The organism is Paraglaciecola sp. IT1134, from assembly GCF_058068185.1.
On the sequence record NZ_CM176486.1, the window covers coordinates 945,410 to 964,261 of the forward strand.

The 18,852-nt window shown below is 43.1% G+C and carries 11 protein-coding genes; 9 read left to right on the plus strand and 2 right to left on the minus strand.

The features are described from left to right. Positions 1 to 28 precede the first annotated feature (28 nt). Together AC3RV5_RS04200 and AC3RV5_RS04205 are read right to left on the minus strand one after the other, a co-directional pair. Positions 29 to 3,775, minus strand: a complete 3,747-nt coding sequence (locus tag AC3RV5_RS04200; RefSeq protein WP_489730717.1) for a TonB-dependent receptor — start codon at positions 3,773 to 3,775, stop codon at positions 29 to 31. 844 nt (positions 3,776 to 4,619) lie between these two features. Continuing rightward, on the minus strand, positions 4,620 to 7,472 hold the full coding sequence (locus AC3RV5_RS04205) for a TonB-dependent receptor (RefSeq protein WP_489730718.1): 2,853 nt from the start codon (positions 7,470 to 7,472) through the stop codon (positions 4,620 to 4,622). Positions 7,473 to 7,965: 493 nt separating this feature from the next. Here AC3RV5_RS04205 and AC3RV5_RS04210 point away from each other — a divergent pair, with 493 nt between their 5' ends. The 9 genes from AC3RV5_RS04210 to AC3RV5_RS04250 all read left to right on the plus strand — a co-directional run bounded on the left by AC3RV5_RS04210 (position 7,966) and on the right by AC3RV5_RS04250 (position 18,799). Then, the gene (locus AC3RV5_RS04210) at positions 7,966 to 9,060 is read left to right on the plus strand and encodes a family 16 glycosylhydrolase (RefSeq protein WP_489730719.1); all 1,095 of its coding nucleotides are present in this window, start codon (positions 7,966 to 7,968) and stop codon (positions 9,058 to 9,060) included. Between the two features lie 425 nt (positions 9,061 to 9,485). Beyond that, positions 9,486 to 10,235 carry a FadR/GntR family transcriptional regulator gene (locus AC3RV5_RS04215; protein ID WP_489730720.1) on the plus strand — a complete coding sequence of 250 codons (750 nt, stop codon included), beginning with the start codon at positions 9,486 to 9,488 and terminating at the stop codon, positions 10,233 to 10,235. A gap of 56 nt (positions 10,236 to 10,291) precedes the next feature. After that, complete coding sequence (locus AC3RV5_RS04220) at positions 10,292 to 11,710, plus strand: sulfatase (protein ID WP_489730721.1); 1,419 nt, start codon at positions 10,292 to 10,294, stop codon at positions 11,708 to 11,710. A 320-nt stretch (positions 11,711 to 12,030) separates the two neighbouring features. After that, on the plus strand, positions 12,031 to 13,479 hold the full coding sequence (locus AC3RV5_RS04225) for an NAD-dependent succinate-semialdehyde dehydrogenase (RefSeq protein ID WP_489730722.1): 1,449 nt from the start codon (positions 12,031 to 12,033) through the stop codon (positions 13,477 to 13,479). Next, positions 13,476 to 14,639: a mandelate racemase/muconate lactonizing enzyme family protein gene (locus tag AC3RV5_RS04230; protein WP_489730723.1), complete on the plus strand. Its 1,164-nt coding sequence runs from the start codon at positions 13,476 to 13,478 to the stop codon at positions 14,637 to 14,639. The genes AC3RV5_RS04225 and AC3RV5_RS04230 overlap by 4 nt, the downstream gene beginning before the upstream one ends. Positions 14,640 to 14,678: 39 nt before the next feature. Further along, on the plus strand, positions 14,679 to 15,668 hold the full coding sequence (locus AC3RV5_RS04235) for a 2-dehydro-3-deoxygalactonokinase (protein ID WP_489730724.1): 990 nt from the start codon (positions 14,679 to 14,681) through the stop codon (positions 15,666 to 15,668). Next, the gene (locus AC3RV5_RS04240; RefSeq protein WP_489730725.1) at positions 15,665 to 16,303 is read left to right on the plus strand and encodes a 2-dehydro-3-deoxy-6-phosphogalactonate aldolase; all 639 of its coding nucleotides are present in this window, start codon (positions 15,665 to 15,667) and stop codon (positions 16,301 to 16,303) included. Before AC3RV5_RS04235 ends, AC3RV5_RS04240 begins: the two co-directional genes overlap by 4 nt. 55 nt (positions 16,304 to 16,358) lie before the next feature. After that, entirely contained in the window at positions 16,359 to 17,933 is a 1,575-nt protein-coding gene (locus AC3RV5_RS04245) for an MFS transporter (RefSeq protein WP_489730726.1), read from the plus strand. Between the two features lie 131 nt (positions 17,934 to 18,064). Beyond that, positions 18,065 to 18,799: a FadR/GntR family transcriptional regulator gene (locus tag AC3RV5_RS04250; RefSeq protein ID WP_489730727.1), complete on the plus strand. Its 735-nt coding sequence runs from the start codon at positions 18,065 to 18,067 to the stop codon at positions 18,797 to 18,799. Positions 18,800 to 18,852: the final 53 nt, after the last annotated feature.

The window sequence follows — 18,852 nt, forward strand, 5'->3', positions numbered from 1 at the left end:
TTAGAAAAACTCCGTTTGAAAAACCGCGTTAGAAAGTACCGCGCAAACCGATGCGGAATTGACGCCCTGTTTTGAAAAGAGCAGTGGTTCTATTTGTCGTTATGCTGCTGTCATCAAAGACATTACCTTCATCCAATACCACTTCTTGTGAATTCAAATTTGTTGCATCAACCGTCCCAGACGCAGTGTAAAAATTGCGTCTTGTATCATCGGTCAAGTTCAACGCATTGAATGTCACAGTAAAGTTTTTGTTGATTGCGTAGCTACCACTAAAATCAAGTCGACTATTAGCTTCTTGCCATATAGCGCCGCCGTTATTTCTTGAAACCGCCTGCACATCTGTATAGCGATTTGCTAAGCGCAACTGTATTCCATCTTTTTCCCAAAAAATCGTCATGTTGGCTGAATGCTGTGGTGTAAAGGGCTGGGGGAGTGGTCTTAAAAAGCGACCTGTGGTGCCAATTTCCTGTGCATCTGATTCTGAATCTTGATAGGTATAGTTAACACTGACGCCAAGTGCCGAGAGTAATCCAGGTAACATGGTATAGTTTTGGGTGTACCCGAGTTCAACACCTTTGATTGTTGCACCATCTCCGTTTGTGACGGTTGCAATGTTTACGACATCACACTCAATGGTCCATTGGTCAAAGAAGCCTGCTGCATAGCGTAGTGGGTGGCAATTATCAGCATCTCCGGGGGTTCGATTTGGATCGAAATCAAGCAACAAATCGGCATTTTCGAGTTCTAACTGGTCGCGAACATCTCGATAGTGAAATGGCGTGACAATGGTCTCTTCAAAGTTCTTCATGTCTTTGAGAAAGATAGCAGCAGACAACAATCCAGATTCATCAAAATACCATTCGTAAGAAAAATCGAAGTTAGTCGATGTCAAGTTCTTCAGTTGTGTATTGCCTGCACGGCCGTTTCCAGGACCAAATTGTTGCTCACGAATACTGTTTCCTGGATTAAGTGAATCGAAACTCGGGCGTGTCATGGTTCTGGTTGCAGCAAACCTTAGGATAGTGTCTTCGTTTAAGGCATAGTTCAGTGTCAAACTAGGTAACCAGGCGTCATTGGTTCCCGTGTCTGAAACAGCTGCTTCTCGCTGCTGAACTTCCTGACCTGTGCCATTGGGGCCAGTAAAGGCCGTGCTTCTATCCAGGAATGGCCAGATAAATCCATTTGAATTAAATCGTGCCCACGTTGACGGGCTTGTGGAAACCAAATTACCATTCTGATCAAAAATTTGAGCGGGCAATTCATTACTGGTAATTATATTTCCAGAGGGATCCACAAACAGTAGTCTGTTTACGTCTGGACCTGTCTGCCCATCGGCCCCTGGAATAAGAAACTGTCCCGTAGCGGGATCAAATGGAATAGTAGATGGGTTGGTAAAGTTGTATGCATGCGTAACAGCAAATGCCCAACAATCTCTCAACTCAGCATCATTTTCAGGGGCAAACCGTGTATCACCGCCGCTAGCAATTGCTTCGGGACATGCTGGACTATCCATATTGGCAAGACCTCTTTTGACAATCAAATCATAAGGGTCAAGCATCTGTGGAAATCTAATGTAATTAATGTCACCTAGGCCTGACGCTTCAGATTCATCACGAACATAGCGTAGACCGACGTTACCGGTAAGTTTGCCATCAAAAAAATCTAGATTTGCCTTAAAATATGCAGCCATTGTCTCGGTCGTTATCTCTCGGCTACCTGCACGTGAACGTTTAACGCCGAGTTCTCCAGCATTTTTTCCGCCAACTAATTCAAGTGCTTTCTCAGCGTCCAATAACGGCCAACCTCCAAATAGAGGGTTGCTGCGATTAGCTTGAAGATCTTCAGCAAAGTTGTCGAAAGGAAATGCTTCACCATTTACAATATCGGCGACGCGAATAGTGGCAAGACCCCTAACCGCAAATGGTGCGGATGGATCATCAACATCAATCAGGTCTTCACCGTTAGTAATACGGGTGTTTTCAATATTTACATCTCGAGAACGGTCAGCCCATTTGGCACCAAACTCAATTGACGTTAGATGCTCATTTTCTAGAGCCCAATCAAAGTTTAAAAATATTGATTTGTTTGTGTCAGTGAGCTTATTCTTGCGAAATACCAGTTGACCTAAATGGTTATGTTCTAAATCAAATGGGTTAAATCGGCTCGTTACCGAGGTTACTGAGCCGTCAAACGCGTCAAATTGAGCTGCTGTTGAACCGGTAAAATAATCACAATCTGCCGTTGAGCCTGTTGAGCAGTCGAAACCTACCAGTTCCAGGATATCTTCCGGTTGGGCCTCTACAGCATTTCTGCCCGCCGTACCCCATTGTGCTGTTCCTACCGTTAAGAATCTATTTTTAGCATTATCATCAGGTGTTTCATCTACTGTTTGAGAATAGCCCGCTATCATGTTGAACGTCAGGCTATCGGTTAAGTGATGCGTTATATCAAAGGTACTTACTTTGGTTTCTATTTCACGTAGCCCTGTTGTGCGATTAGTTCCACCAGTGATGGAACGACTTGTAGAGCGCTCTAATGTATTGGTTCTAAGATCAACCACATTTAGTGCGGTATTATCATCACCAGGATGAATCAAAACTAATGGAGAGATATTCATATTCAGGCTTTGATTATCCTCCAATACTTCTTGTTTGGTATAGGTTACATCCCATTGAATATCAGTATTATCAGTAGGTCGATATTGCAAACCAGTAGAAAGGGAAAAGCGGTCTCGCTTATCTGTGTTAAGCCCGAAGTTGATAGAATCTCTTGCTAGAACAAAAAGATCTCCCTCTACAAGTCGTTGTGAGGCAGGGTCATAATCTACAAGACTGTCAATTGGATTAACAAGTGCTTGACCGCTATCATCCAAAAGGACATTCCCTTCGGCATCACGCTGGTATCCGAGCACGCGTATGGGTTGTCCCGTTACCAAATCTGTGGCGGTGCGTCCTCCGCCACTTAGATCACTAATGGGAATAGCACCCGTCTCGAAGTCTGTTGAAATCCGGTCCTGTCGAGTATTTTGAGTATCTTTGGATGCTGTGATGATAAAACCAAGTTTTTCGTCGAAGAACTTGTTTGCGTAACTGCCATTGATTCTAAAATCGTTATCGTCTGCAAATTCGTTGTAGCGACCTTCGACTGTAAAAGAGCGACGCGGCTTATTTAGATCCAGAGGTCTTACGGTTCTAAGCACGATATTTGCGCCGAGGGATCCCTCATCTTGATCAGCAGCAGCTGTCTTAATTACATCAATTGAAGACAGAATGTCTGAGGAAAATGAACTTAAATCCACACTATTATTATTCGTTGCGTTGGCATTGGAACCATCACTACTGATGCCGCCGGTCAAGGCCACTCCGTTGATAGAAATTTGGTTCAATGATGGCCCTGCGCCGCGCACAGAAATGCGCGTTCCTTCGCCGGCTTCCTCTTGAACGGTTACGCCAGTAACACGTGACAGCGCATCGGCTATGTTTTGGTCAGTAGATTTACCTACATCTTCTGCGTGAATTGAGTCGCTGACGTTGTCAGAGAATCGTTTTGAATTCATAGATTTGATTAAGCTGCCTCGAAAGCCACTGACCTCAATGACCTCAACATCCTCGCCTAGTGCTTTGTTTTCTCCTACTTTGTCTTTTTCAATTTGCTGTTCAACAACATTCTTATTTTTTGCATCTTCTGCCTGGGTGTCTTGTGCGATAGTCGGGCAGGCAATAAATGCGCTAACAACAGCGATGGATATAGCATTCAATTTAAAGCTGGTTTTCATGTAGTGTCTCCACAAGCCCTTATTATCAAGCCAATAATAAGGTTGTTATTAAGTAACCTAAATAACCTTCTGATTTTTTAACGTTAGTGTGTCTCGTCAAATAAACATAACTTGAGCTAAGGGCGATTACTTATGTTTATAAGCGTGTTGCAATCGCCTTTATTAGGTATTAGTAAGTCGGCTAACGTTGAACCCGGCAAGCTAGCTGAGAAATTTATGCTTTAAAATTAACCAGTAATACACCTTAACCAAGATCTTATAGACATCCAATCACATTATATAATATAGATGTTATGACTTATTTAAACATATGATGTTTGTGATCGCAACATGATGTTAACAAAATATTAAAGTTAATTAACTTTGAGGAAGGATTGCAGGCTGGCGTGTTTGTGAAAGTTCAATATTTTGAATTATTATCTTAATCGCGTATGTCCTGCCGCTAGAACATCCTTGATACAAGATTAAACGATGGACAGTTCACCAGTCGATGAGAGTCAGGTCTGCCCATTGCCGTTTTGTTTAGGGGAAGGTCATTAAACCCCAATACTTGAGCCCGCCTTAGTTTGTGGACAATATGGCCGTGTTTGCAACACAACACATTATGCCGAGTTGGCTTGCATACCCCCTGGAACACATGCACAGTGCTGTGATCCACGTTAAGCAATAAATAGGCGTGATGGCACTACTACTGAACACGTGACCTTGACACGATGTTTGAGGTCACTTGGGTATACAACTTTGGTGCATATCTTAAATTATAGATGCCACGAGTATTTTAATAAAAGGAGCTAGCTGCAATAAACAGCTGCTCCCTGAGGACTGTATTGTCATCAACTAACGATCAAAAACTAGCACGCACGCCCATTGTATAACGCGCTCCTGGCGATTCAACCGAACCAAATCGAGTATCAAATCGTCCTCCGGAACTCGTGTATGAATTAGTAAGATTGGTTCCTTCTAAAAAGACTTGAATGTTCTCTTCAACATTCCAGGCAATACGCGCATCGAGCTGATCGTATTGATCAACAAATATTGGCTCAATTCCGGCTAATCTCTGAAAGTATTGTTTACGGTTGTTATAAGCGATCCGTGCTTCGAAAGTATTATCATCGTAAAAAATAACTAAGTTTTGCGAGTCGGACAATCCAGGTAAAACCACGCTGTTATCAGCGTTTGACGTATCAAACTCGTCGGTAGAGTTAACGTACGTTAAATTAGCATTTACCCCCACGTATTGAAGTAGGCCTGGCAAATAGTCGAAAGTATGTTGGAAAGATATTTCCGCGCCATATACATTGGTCGTTTCAAGATTCCGAGGACGAGTAATAGTAAAGAAGATCTGATTGCCTGATATGTTGGTACGATCTTCAGTAATGTTTGCCAAGCTATTAGGTTCAGGTAAGGTGATCGCTTCACGGGCTTCGCCTCGTACAATATATCCTTCTATTTTTTTATGGAACAAACCCAAAGAAAACAAAGTCGAGTCGTTAATATAAAACTCAGAACTAAAATCCAAATTTGTTGATGTGTAAGGTTCTAACGCGGGATTACCACCGGAACCTGTTAAGTCCGACAGGCGCACCTCTTGTGGGGTTTGCACACCTGGGTTTAAATCACCTAGATTCGCACGGGTGAGCGTTTCCGAATATGATGCACGCAAAATCAACGAGTCGTTAACCAGCAGCTTAGCGTTAACATTGGGAAGCCAGTTGTCATATTTTGCATCTTGTGATATTTGCACTGCATCCGAGCGAGTGACAACCAGAACATCATTACGCGAAGTATTGGGTGAGAAATCAACAAATTTTGTCGCGAAACCAGTCGATGTTGTATCGGTTTGTGAATAACGTAGGCCGGTATTAACTGTCAGCTCCATATCGTCTATATCCGCACCAAATTCTGCATTTATATAAAAAGAAGTGATATCTTCCTCAACGCTATAGCCTCTGCCTTTATCGATAATTGCGGCAAACCCTTCAGGCCCCAATTCAGCTGCGGTAGTACCCGCTGGTAAGTCATAAAGATTGTCCCGTATGGCTAATGTAGCTGGGTCTTCAAGGTATGCTAGGATTTCCTCAACATCATATGTAATGGCTGTCGATGGGTACGATCCCGTTACTGGATCTAGATAACCACTTCGGTTTTCAACCGTCAAAAGTGATTCAGGTAGAGGAATTATACGGTTTAAATACACCACATTGGCCGATCCTGAATGAGCGTCTGTATGGATTTTTTCTTGCTGAGCATAGTAACCGCCGAAGTTAACTTTTCTTAGGTATTCACTGTCGCTATGCCAGACAAAATCAGCTTTTAATTCGTTGATTTCGTCTTCGTCACCATCGCCTTCCCGTTGCGAAAACCAAGAAGACTGTCGCGAAGGATCAGGTGCGGTAATTTCATTTCCTAAGGTGTAATCAAATTGATTTACAATCCCATCGCCATTGAGATCGGTTGAGCTAGGGGTGAAGTTATAGTCAGTAATAACAGGCGCAGGTAAACCAGCAGTGTTGTCATAGCGCTGGATAGCAGGCTCACTTGCAACAACCACAAAATAATTTTTTCCCGCGTTATCATCTTGAGCACTTGAAGTGGACCAGTCAAAACTAGCCGTTAACGAATCAGTGATATCCCATTCGAACTCAACCCCAACTTGAAACAAATCTGAATCGCGATTTGATGCCAAAAAAGTGTTAAAGGGGCGACCAATTTGATCGTATCGGGTAATGATATTATTTTCATCTACCAATGCATTATGAAATGTAGGAATTTCATTGAATTGTACTGACGCAATGGACTCAGCTTGTACCTCAAATGCACTGTATAGAGCGTCAACTGTAAGCTTCATGTTGTCAGCAGGTAAAAATTGAAACGCCCCAGTCAGACCAAATCTCTCGCGATCCTCTTCGGCTCGAATATATTGCGTTTGTTGTTGGTGAGTGTAGCTATCAACGCCTTCATTACCGATCCCATTTGCGAATAATATTGCCCGCTTGTCTGCATCATATGTCCGTGTGAGATAATTAGCGCCTTCCACTTGATCATTAGCGGTTTTACGGCTTTGGTAAGAGGCAGAAAGCAGCACGCCTATTGTATCATCTGCAAAAGTGTTAGTGATTAAACCAAATGCTTGAGGGGCAACTTCTCCTGATTGCTCATCATATACACCACGAGCGCTAGCCACGGCAGAAAACTTACCAATATCTAGAGGACGTTGCATACGTAAATTAATAGTTGAACCAATGCCGCCTTCTTGTAACTCTGCTGAGGAAGACTTATATACATCCGCGCCGCCAATCAAATCGGCCGGTAACAACGCAAAATTAAACCCACGACCAGCCGTATCAGAAGCAATACGCCGTCCATTGACTAATACCGTATTAAATTGTGGACCAAAACCACGCACGGTTACCTCCTGCCCTTCACCACCACTACGGCTAATAGATACGCCTGAAATCCGTTGTAAGGATTCGGCCACGTTAGAATCAGGGAACTTACCAATATCTTCAGCGACAATACTGTCGATTATATCGTTACTCTCTTTTTTTCTATCTATGGCCTTGGCCAAACTACCTCGGATCCCCTTCACAACAATCAGTTCAGTATTGTCCTGTTCAGCTTGAGCGAAGGCGGGTTGAACGACAGTAGTGGTAACAACAGCCAGAATGGCTGTCGCTAATTTAGCTTTTTTAAACATGGATTACTCTCCTCGTTTCACAGCAATTAAGTTGGCGGTGGGCAACTCAGTTCCGATTTGCCCATAGCGGTTTGTATAATCAAAATTCTTCTAAGAATGCTGTTTTGGTAGACTCTATTTACATCATATATATTCAAACATATGATGTTTGCGCGGTCAATGTAAATGTTGTTAAATTGTTACTAAGGTGTTCTGGGGTAATTTGTGAACTCAGTATGTTAGTTTGGCACATGAGCTAGAGCGACTCGCGAGGTTAGGTGGTTGCAACCTGTTTTGTTTATCCATTTTTTAACCCTTCCAAATATCTCTTTTAGATTATTCAGTGGAATTAAGTTGAAACAATATAATTATAAACATATGATGTATCGCAACATGGCATGTTAAAGTTGTAGTTACGTGCAAGGTAATGTGCATAAATGAAGTCGTTTAACATTGTGTTCAATGGCTTATTAAACTTTTTGGTTCCGCTAACTATTAAGACGGCAATAAACACATGAAAAAAATACTAATGAATACACCGCGAAAAACTATGTACAAGATAACGTGCTTGATTACCCTTTTGACAGCATCCCAATTATCAGGGTGTATAGAAGCCAAACAAGCGGTGGTTGCAGAGCAATCGAGTGTTAAACAATCAGTATTTCCGCTCAGTGACTTAACCAACAAAGATGGTTGGGTGTTAAATGAACAGGTTAGCGATGAATTTGACGATACTACATTAGACGAAGATAAATGGTTTATCGTCGGTAAATTCGAAAACGGTAAACCTGTTTACAAGGACCCTGATCATCCTGAGCGTGAAGTATGGATTGGTCGCGCGCCTGCACAATTTTCTGGTCGTAATTATCGTCTCGAAGACGGTATATTAAAGTTAGAAACGCGCTGGGAACCGGATTTTCCATTTTCAACAGAAGAAGGTTTAGATAATGTTGAATATCAGTACGAAAACATTACCACGGCCGCAATTATCAACCGTAAGTTATTTCGTTATGGGTATATGGAAATCCGCGCTAAAGCCGCTGATGCCGAGGTTTCTAGTGCTTTGTGGATGACAAGACACGAGTCTAAAAATGGTCAGCGCAACGACACAGAGCTAGAGCTAGATATGTTTGAGCACTTTGGTAGTCACCGGTTAGCGGGTGAAAGTAAACGTGATAGGGATCTATGGTGGACGATCCATGACTGGGATCCAAAATTTGGCCATGAAAATGGCAATAACGTAACATACACTGAAACAAAAGATTTGGGCTTCCGTGTTGCCGGTGATTTTCACACCTACGGATTTGAGTGGACGGAGGCCGGAATTCGTTATTTCATCGACGGTAAATTATTTACTAAAGTTTCTGTTGAAGAAATCGAAAAATTTGCTAAAGAAAAAGGCCGAGATAAAGGTTATGTCATTGATAAAGCTATGCACCTTTGGCTAGATTCTGAGTCGTTTCCCTGGCGTGGATACCCTGACTCTAAAGAAGATTTAGAAGCTAATAGCCCTGAAGGTGAAAAAGACGACGGGGTAGTTGATTTTGAAATTGAATATTTAAGAGTTTGGCAAAAACCGCAACACATGACATACAAAGTCGATCATTAGTTATTTTTTTTAAAGTCTGTTAAAGAACCGATTAATTCATAATTAATCGGTTTTTTGCATAAAAATTAGCGAATCAGCATACACAGCAATAAATTTAGCGGGATTGTGCAGAGTCTTATGGCTTGAAGTAAAGAGGTAGACGTATTTTGAACTCGATGTGTCAAATAATGAACCGTTCGCCTGCCACCGCTGTTTTTACCGGCAGCCCCTTCTTCAATATGCCAATCCTCCTTTGGATTAGCCCAATATTCACTGCCTAACCAAGTTCTATTGAATATTTTTTCCAATTATCTTGCATAGCTGGAAGTAGGGCTTTGGTTTGATGTGACTCATACGTTGGCGACCCATGGTCGACAGAAGTAGCAGCCAATCCGGGGAGAACAAAAAGCTTGCGAATATAAACATCATATGTTTATATATTTAGCATGAGCGAGATGACGTATTACGATTTAAAAAGCGCTGGCACTATTTCGCCAAGCATGTCTGTCCAGGTTGCAAGAGAGCTTGGCAGAAGAATTGTGGCTGGTAATTTTGAACCAGGTGTTCTTATCGAAGATGAAAAAGCGTTGGCTGGGCGCTATCGGGTGAGTCGTGTTGTGATCCGCGACGCCGTAAAAATTCTGGTAGGCAAAGGCTTGTTGGAAGTTCGCCGGGGTATTGGCACTAGAGTCAGGGGGAGAAACAATTGGTTGATGCTGGACGACGATGTACTCGCGTGGCATTTGTCTGCACCACCTGAACCAGCGTTTTTAGCACAGCTAATGGAAATTAGGTTGGCCTTCGAGCCCAAGGCGGCACGGTGGGCTGCTGAACGGGCTTCTGACCAAGATATGGAAAATATTCGCACTGCTTACCTTGAGATGGTTGAGTATGAATATCATGAAGCGAATGAATATTCTGTAACGCGTTTTATTAAAGCCGATGCCAAATTTCACCGGGCGATACTACTCGCTGCCAACAATGAATTTTTGAAAGCGATGGAAGGTGTTATTTATTCTGCTTTATTAGTCAGTATCAGGATCACTAACAAAGATCCTCTAGAAAATGGCACCTCTATCCCTTTTCACTATGACGTCTATCAAGCCATATCACAACGCGATGGTGTTTTAGCTGAACAACTGACTGAAAAACTACTACGAGACACCAGTGCCCGATTAAAAACCAAGGTTGCGTAAACACTTTATTTTTTAACCTTTTTTTTTAAGTAATACTTACTACCAATGGAGACCTTATGAAAGTGCATATTATTGGCTTATTGCTTTTGAACCTACCCTTGTGTTTTTCCGCCACCGCTGCGAGTGAATCGACTAAACCCAATATTGTATTTTTGTTTTCTGATGATGCAGGTTATGCCGACTTTGGTTTTCAGGGTAGTAAAACCATGCAAACACCTAACCTAGATCAGCTCGCCAAAGAAGGTGTTCGCTTTACCCAAGGTTATGTGTCTGACTCTACCTGCGGTCCTTCGCGCGCAGGGCTCATGACAGGCCGTTATCAACAAAAATTTGGTTATGAAGAAATTAACGTACCCGGTTACATGAGTGAACACTCAGCCATCGATGGTGCCGAAATGGGTATTCCGTTAAGTGAAGTGACTATGGGGAATTACATGAAATCCTTGGGTTACCGCACCGCTTTTTACGGTAAATGGCACTTAGGCGGTACCGATGAGTTACACCCTATGAATCGTGGTTTCGATGAATTTTATGGTTTTCGTGGTGGCGATCGTAGCTATTGGGCTTATGAAGTAAACGACACAGAGCGTAAATCAGGTGCTTTTTTTGATAAAAAGCTTGAATATGGTATTGATCAATTTCAAGAACATGAAGGTTACTTAACCGACGTACTCGCTGAAAAAGCCAATCAATTTATTGAAAAAGCGCCAGAAAAGCCTTTTTTCATCTTTTTATCGTTCAATGCGGTTCATACCCCAATGGAAGCCACGCCAGAAGATTTAGCTAAGTTTCCTCAGTTAAGTGGTAAGCGTAAAGAAGTGGCTGCCATGACCCTGGCGCTCGATAGAGCAAGCGGTGCGGTACTGAATAAACTCAAAGAACTCGGCCTTGAAGACAACACACTTGTGGTATTTAGTAATGATAACGGTGGCCCTACAGATAAAAACGCCTCGTCTAATTACCCGCTGGCGGGTACGAAGTCTAATTTTTTAGAAGGCGGTATTCGTGTGCCATTCTTAGTTAAATGGCCGGGCAAATTAACTCCTGGTAAAACCTATGATAAGCCGGTTAGTACACTCGATTTATTACCGACATTCTTTCATGCCGGTGGCGGTAAAAAAGCCTTGTCCCCCTTAGATGGTGTGGACTTAATGCCCTATATAACAGGTGAAAACAGCGCTACGCCTCATGCGAGCATGTACTGGAAGAAAGAAACCCGCGGTGCAATTCGTCAAGGAGACTGGAAGTTATTGCGCTTCCCTGACCGCCCAGCGGAGTTGTATAACCTAACGAGCGACATTGGCGAACAGCATGATCTTGCGGCCGAGCAGCCAGAGCGAGTTAAAAAGATGTTCAAAGATTTTTTTGCTTGGGAAATGACGCTTGAGCGCCCATTGTGGTTACTTAAACGTAAGTTTGAGCAGTATGACTTGGATCGCATGGACAAATATCGTGTGCCAAGCAAGCTTGAATAAAGTGTAATCTTGTACACTGGGTTTAGGTTCATATTTTGCTGATGCCAATATTTGCCTAAACCTAGTCATTTATGTAAAGGCTAATCTTTCATACAATAAACCGGTTAACATTCGTTCTAAAAAAATAAATACATTTACACTCATTATGCCGTGATCAACAGGCAGTTCTAGTAGTATTTACCTGATACCACCGCCTTCCCCCTCTTTACTTAATTAACAAATATTTTACCTGCTAAACATATTGTAATATCAAACATCATATGTTTAAATGTTTTTACAAACAAAAATACATTAACAACTATCTACTGATTAAAAGGCCGATGATGAATCTTTCAAAAAACCTGTATTTTGGTGGTCAACTGCATGACGGTGTTGCCCAACATGAAGTGATCAACCCAGCAACCGGAGAGGTTGCTGGAACCATTTCTGTGGCTGATGCAGAATTGGCTGACAAGGCGTTAGAACAAGCACAGGTGGCACTGCAAACTTGGGCTAAAACCACAGTAGCTGAACGTGTTAAGTGGATGAATAAACTCAAGCAGGCCATTATTGAACATGAACTTCCTTTGCGTGAATGTATCCATCTAGAAATGGGCAAAGCCTGGGCCAGTACCCAAGGCGACTATCAAATGCTGGTGGATAGTTTGACATTTTATGCGGATGAAATTAGCCAGCGCCATAGCCATCAGATTGAAGACACAGAAGGAACTCATAGCCATGAGATCGTGCATGAGCCTGTTGGTGTGGTCGCTGCTTTTTTAGCCTGGAATTTTCCCCTGTTGAATCTTGCTTATAAGCTGGCACCCGCCATGGCGGCAGGATGTCCTATTGTAGTTAAACCTTCATTAAAAACCCCTCTGTCGGCCTTGTTAGTGGGTGAGATATGCGCACAAATTGGTTTGCCAGCAGGTGCGGTTAGTATTATTTGTGGCCCCGACCAGATTATCGGTGACGCCATTTCTACTTCTACTATTCCTGCCTTAATTACCTTAATTGGCTCAACCGAAACCGGTAAACATGTGATGAGGGTAGGGGCGACTTCGATAAAACGTTATTCCATGGAACTAGGTGGCAATGCGCCTGTTTTAGTTTTTGCCGACGCAGACTTAGAGTTGGCGGCCAGTGTGGTATGTGGGCTCAAATTTGAAAATGCCGGACAAATTTGTGTAGCGCCTAATCGTGTATTTGTCGAGCAGTCCGTCGAAGCAGAATTTGTTGAATTAGTAACGAAAAAGGCGCAAGCCGTCAAAGTGGGTTTTGGTAAAGAAAAGGGCATCGACATGGGGCCTGTTATTGACCAAGGAGCTTGGCAGCGTATTGATAAGATGGTGCAAGACGCTGTGGCCGATGGCGCAAACCTTGTGTTAGGCGGAGCACGCCCCACCTATCTTCCACAGGGCTCATTTTACGCACCTACTTTGCTAACCGATGTTAAACATACGTCCAGTATTTGCAGGGACGAAGTTTTTGGACCCGTGATCAGTTTATTGAGTTTTACCGATGAAGCTACCGTGTTAGCACAGGCCAATAACACTGACGCAGGTCTTTCGTCATTCATTTTCACCCAAGATATACAAAAAGCACAAAGAATTGCGACGCAGTTGCATTTTGGTGAAGTGCATATTAATGGCGTGAAATATGCGATTAATTTGCCTCACTGTGGCGTGAAACAATCCGGTGTTGGGGTGGATTGTTCGTCTTATGCACTCGATGAATATTTGACCATAAAACGCGTTTCTCGCGCCTTGTTAACGGAGCGTGTCCAATGAAAATTACTGAAATAATCAGTCACGTATTGCAATACGACCTGGAAGAAGAATTAGGTTATTCGCAACAATATTATGCAAAAAGAACCGCTCACATAGTCGAAGTCAGAACGGATGTGGGTGTGACCGGCTGGGGGGAATGTTTTGGTGGTGGCAACATTGCCTTGGCCAATAAAGTGATAGTTGAAAAGGTTATTCAACCTATGATTTTGGGCATGAATCCACTGGATCGTGAAGTCATTTGGCACAAAGTCTATAACTTATTGCGTGATCATGGCCAAAAAGGAATGCCCATTCAATCCTTGTCGGGTGTTGATATCGCGTTGTGGGACATAGCCGGAAAAATCCATAATGTACCGGTTTATCAATTATTGGGGGGGGCATTCAGAGAGCGGATCCCCGTTTATGGCTACGGCATGATGTTACAACGTGTGCCGGATCTTGAAGAACGTTTTGAACGGGAAAGTGCCACTATCCTTGAAAAAGGCTTCAAAGCTATGAAGATGAAAATCGGCTTAGGCGTTGAAGAAGATATTAAACTTGTTGAGGCGGTACGCCGAGGCATTGGCCCTAATGTGCCATTAATGGTGGACGCCAATCACGCTTATACCACGCGGGAGGCGATCCCTCTTGGTCGTGAATTAGAACGTTTAGGGGTAGCGTGGTTTGAAGAGCCGGTGGCCCCGGAAGATAAACAAGGCTATCGTGAATTGTGTGAAGCGCTTGATCTGTGCATCGCTGGTGGAGAAGCCGAGTTTACGATTTGGGGATTCCGGGATTTAATTGAAAATCGATGTGTTGATTTACTGCAACCAGAGGTGTGTGCGCTAGGCGGTATTACCCAATATCAGAAAATACTGGCGATGGCCCAAGCGCATTTTATTCCTGTGGTCAATCATGTCTGGGGATCGGCGGTAGCGGTGGGTACCAACATGCATTTGTTAGCTGCGTTGCCTGACTTTCCGGGCGCAGCACATCCTGTTCAGCCCATGCTTGAGTACGACACCACGCCCAATTTATTTCGTGAAGAATTGTTGGTTGATTCGTTAAACATTAATGCACAGGTCAAACAGAATAACGGCACCGTTGCTTTGCCAAAAGGACCGGGATTAGGTATCGAACCCAGCCGGGCGTTTCTGAAAAAGTTTGCGGTGGATTGCTAATGTTTGGGTTTGACAAAAATAGCGAAAATGGGGTGATGCATGGAAAATGATATCGCCCCAAAATTAATTTGTATCGATTGGGGCAGCACAAATTTTCGTGCATTTTTGCTCGATCAACAGGGAAATTCTCTCCGTTACATTCATGCTGCCCAGGGTATGTTAAATGTCAAACAAAGCGATTGTGAAAACTTATTACTGAATCATCTGAGACCTTGGTTAGATCAGCATCAATTGCCGATATTGATGGCGGGTATGGTCGGTAGTGCACAAGGTTGGCAAGATGCAGGCTATTGTCAATGCCCTGCTGACGTAACCGGTTTAAGTGGCAAGCTTACATTGGTTGATAACCGGCACAATCTAACGATCGCAATCGTGCCTGGTGTAAAAGGCATGTCGAAGTTTGAGCAAATTGATGTCATGCGTGGTGAAGAGGTACAAATATTTGGTGCGTGTGCCATTTTGCGACAACAAGAGCATAGCTTGTGCTGGCACACTTCAGATTCATTGTTGATATGTTTGCCCGGTACCCATTCAAAGTGGGCCAAGGTTGCTTCAAGGCAAGAGCCGGAAATTGTTAATTTCACCAGCTATATGACTGGTGAGTTATTTAATATATTAGAAGAACATAGTTTGCTTGGCGTGGTTTATAAGGATGATAAACAGCCAGTTGAAAGCGACTTAAGTGCCTTTGACTTAGGCGTGAAAAGTGTCATGTCAGGCGGGGCGCTGTCGCACAAAATATTCAGTGCCCGTACCAATATGCTCAGTGGTTTAATCAGTAAATCAGCCGTTCGCAGTTATTTATCTGGCTTGTTAATCGCCACCGAGTTTGCCGATATGCAGGCTGATGCCCTGAATGTGGGGCCCATCTGTCTGGTTGGAAGCAAACCACTTTGTGATTTGTACCAACGGGCGAGTCAATTTTTTGGTTTGAGTATTATTTACATAAATAGTGATTCAGCCTCGTGTGTCGGCATGGTGGACATCGCCAGACGGGCAGGATTTTTAGATGAAAAGGATAATAAATGAGTAAGTTAAGTTTAGCCCAGGCCCTGAACAAACTGCCTTTAATAGCGATTTTACGCGGTGTGACACCCACTGAAGTGATTGCCGTGGCAAAGGTAATTAAACAAGCGGGGTTTGGTGTGATCGAAGTGCCACTTAATTCACCTCAACCCTATGAAAGCATTAAATTACTTAGCGCTGAATTTGGTGATGAGTTAGTGATTGGTGCAGGTACAGTGCTCAGTTGTGAGCAAGTTGACAAGGTAAAAGACGCCGGCGGACGGATTATCATTTCTCCGAACTGTAATACTCAAGTTATTAGTTACGCAAAAAAACTGGGGTTGTACAGTGTACCCGGATTTTATACACCCACTGAGGCCTTTGCTGCCCTGGATGCCGGAGCCGATGCCATTAAGTTGTTTCCAGCAGACACCCTTGGGCCGCAAGGTCTAAAAGCCATGATGGCGGTGCTACCCACTGGCTGTTCAGTATTGCCCGTAGGCGGTGTTTCAAGCTCGACTATGGGGGCGTTTTTGCAAGCAGGAGCCAAAGGATTTGGACTGGGTTCAGGGTTATTTAAAGCGGGTATGACCTTGACTGAAGTGGCAGAAAATGCGCAAACATACGCTGCAACCTATGCTAGTGCAGTTAAAAAATAGCAGCCACCTATACCGATAAACAGGGTTAACGCAACGACGTACTTGGGAACATATAATGGCCATTAATTCTACGCATAAACACGTCTCTTTTTATTCACTTGTTGCTGCATTTGGCGGTTTTGTATTTGGATTGGATGCAGCCAATATTTCTGGCGCGATACGTTACATCAGTTCGCAATTTGAACTCAGTAATACTCAAACCGGGACCGTGGCGGGCATTGCTTTAATCGGGGTCATTTGTGCGTTATTTATTACCGGGACCTTATGTGAAAAATTCGGCCGTAAAAAAGTGCTTATCGGTATCGCCTTGGCTTATTCGTTATCCTCAATTATATCAGCGTTAGCAGTTAGCTACGAAATGCTGGTTTTCGGTCGCTTTATTGGTGGAGTTGCTTTTGCCTCAATCACCGTATCAGCCATGTATATCGGCGAAATAGCCCCGGCGGATAAGCGCGGAAAATTTGTATCGGTTAACCAATTGATGATAGCTATAGGTTTATTGCTTGCGTTTGTTATTAATTATTTTCTGATTAAAAACATGGGAAGCATTAGCTGGATTGGCAGTCACAATGTCTGGCGTTTTATGCTGGGCGCGGAGTTAATTGCCAATGTGGTTTGGGTGATATTGTTGTTATTTATTCCTGAATCACCCCGTTGGTTAATGATGAAAGGCAAGGACAATGAAGCAACCAAGATCTTTGAAAAACTAATCAATACTGCCAATATCGCCGCTACCGTTGCTGAGGTTAAAAAAAGTATCAATCAGGAAGATAAGGTCAGTACGTTGTCACAATTAAAGATGCTCTTCAGTAGAAAACTGAGTTTTGTCCTGTGGTTAGCCGTGGTTTACGCTATTGTGCAAGGTGCAACAGGTATGAATGCAGTGTTATTTTTTGCGCCCATGGTTTTTGAACAAGTCGGCATGTCAACACAAGATACCTTTATGCAAACCATTATTATGGGAGCTGTGGGTGTTGTCTCTACCTTGGTGGCGATAACGTGTGTGGAAAAACTTGGAAGACGATTTTTGACCTTGGGTGGTTTGTTGCTTGTAGTGGTGGCCCATGGTTCAACGTGGTATGGCTTTAATCAAGCGAACTATGTGTTTGATCAAAGTGCCATAAGCAAAATTGAACATAAACTCATCTCCCTTGATATTGATACACAATCGCTACAGAAACTTAATGGCAGAACGTTCGATGATGACGTTGCACTCAAAGCTGAATTAAATGTTCTTTTTAATAAAAAAGAACTGCCTTTGGTCAGCGGTTTTATTATTACTGAAAGCATTAAAAATATTAATGCGGCGTTGGTTTTATTTGGTGTCTTTGCTTTTTTAGCCGCGTTTAACGTATCCATTGGCCCCATCATGTGGGTGATATTTTCGGAAGTATTCCCTAACAATGTGCGCAGTGTCGCCTTGCCTTTTGCCGCATTAGTGCAAACTATTGCGTCTTACAGTATTAGTGAATTTTTCCCCTGGCAACTGGATAATTTAGGCGTCGCCAATATTTTTCTGATGTACGGTGCATTAGCGTTGGCGGGACTGGTGATCATGTCAATTATCTTGCCGGAGACAAAAGGTAAATCAATTGAACTCATTGAGCTTGACCTGGCCAGGGCAAATTAAATAAAGGCGATATGCGTCAAAATAAGATATTGCCTCAATCTGGTCCGGTTAATAATAGCTTGATCTTGTACAACTACTTTTTAGTAATATGTTAAACTTATTTATTAACATCCTATGATTAGATATTTAAAATGAGTGAATTGGTCTATTACGATTTAAAACGCACGGCGACTATGACGCCCAGCATGCCTGTGCAAGTGGCGCGGGAATTAGGCAGGCGTATTGTTGCTGGTACTTACGAGCCAGGCACGTTAATTGATGAAGAAAATACCTTGGCCCAACGTTACCAGGTCAGTCGGGTTGTGATCAGAGACGCGGTCAAAATATTGGTCGGTAAAGGGCTACTAGATGTACGCCGTGGCATAGGCACAAGAATTCGTCCAAGAGATCAATGGTCCATGCTGGATGATGACGTATTGGCATGGCATTTATCAGCACCGCCTAATCCAGATTTCTTAAAACAGTTAATGGATATTCGTTTGGCATTTGAGCCCAAAGCCGCCCGCTGGGCCGCTGAGCGAGCGACCAAAGAAGATATTGAAGAATTGGAACGCGCTTGTTCAGCGATGGAAACTGAAGAAGGCACGGTGGAAAATTTTGTCATTGCAGATGCGGTTTTTCATCGAGCTGTTTTGCGTGCTGCGCACAACGAATTTTTAAAAGCGATGGAAGGCGTGATTTATTCCGCCTTGATGGTCAGTATACGTTTGACTAACAAAGATCCCCGGGACAATGAAAAATCCGTGCCGTTTCATCGTGAGGTATGTAATGCCATCGCCGCTAAAGATGCAGATCTTGCTGAACGTTTAACGGCCAACTTGTTAAACGATGCCAGTCAGCGTCTTGGTGATAATTTAAGTTTTTAAGCTTGTCATTTGGTGGTCGTCTACCCAATTAGGCGGGTTGTCTATAAAATTTG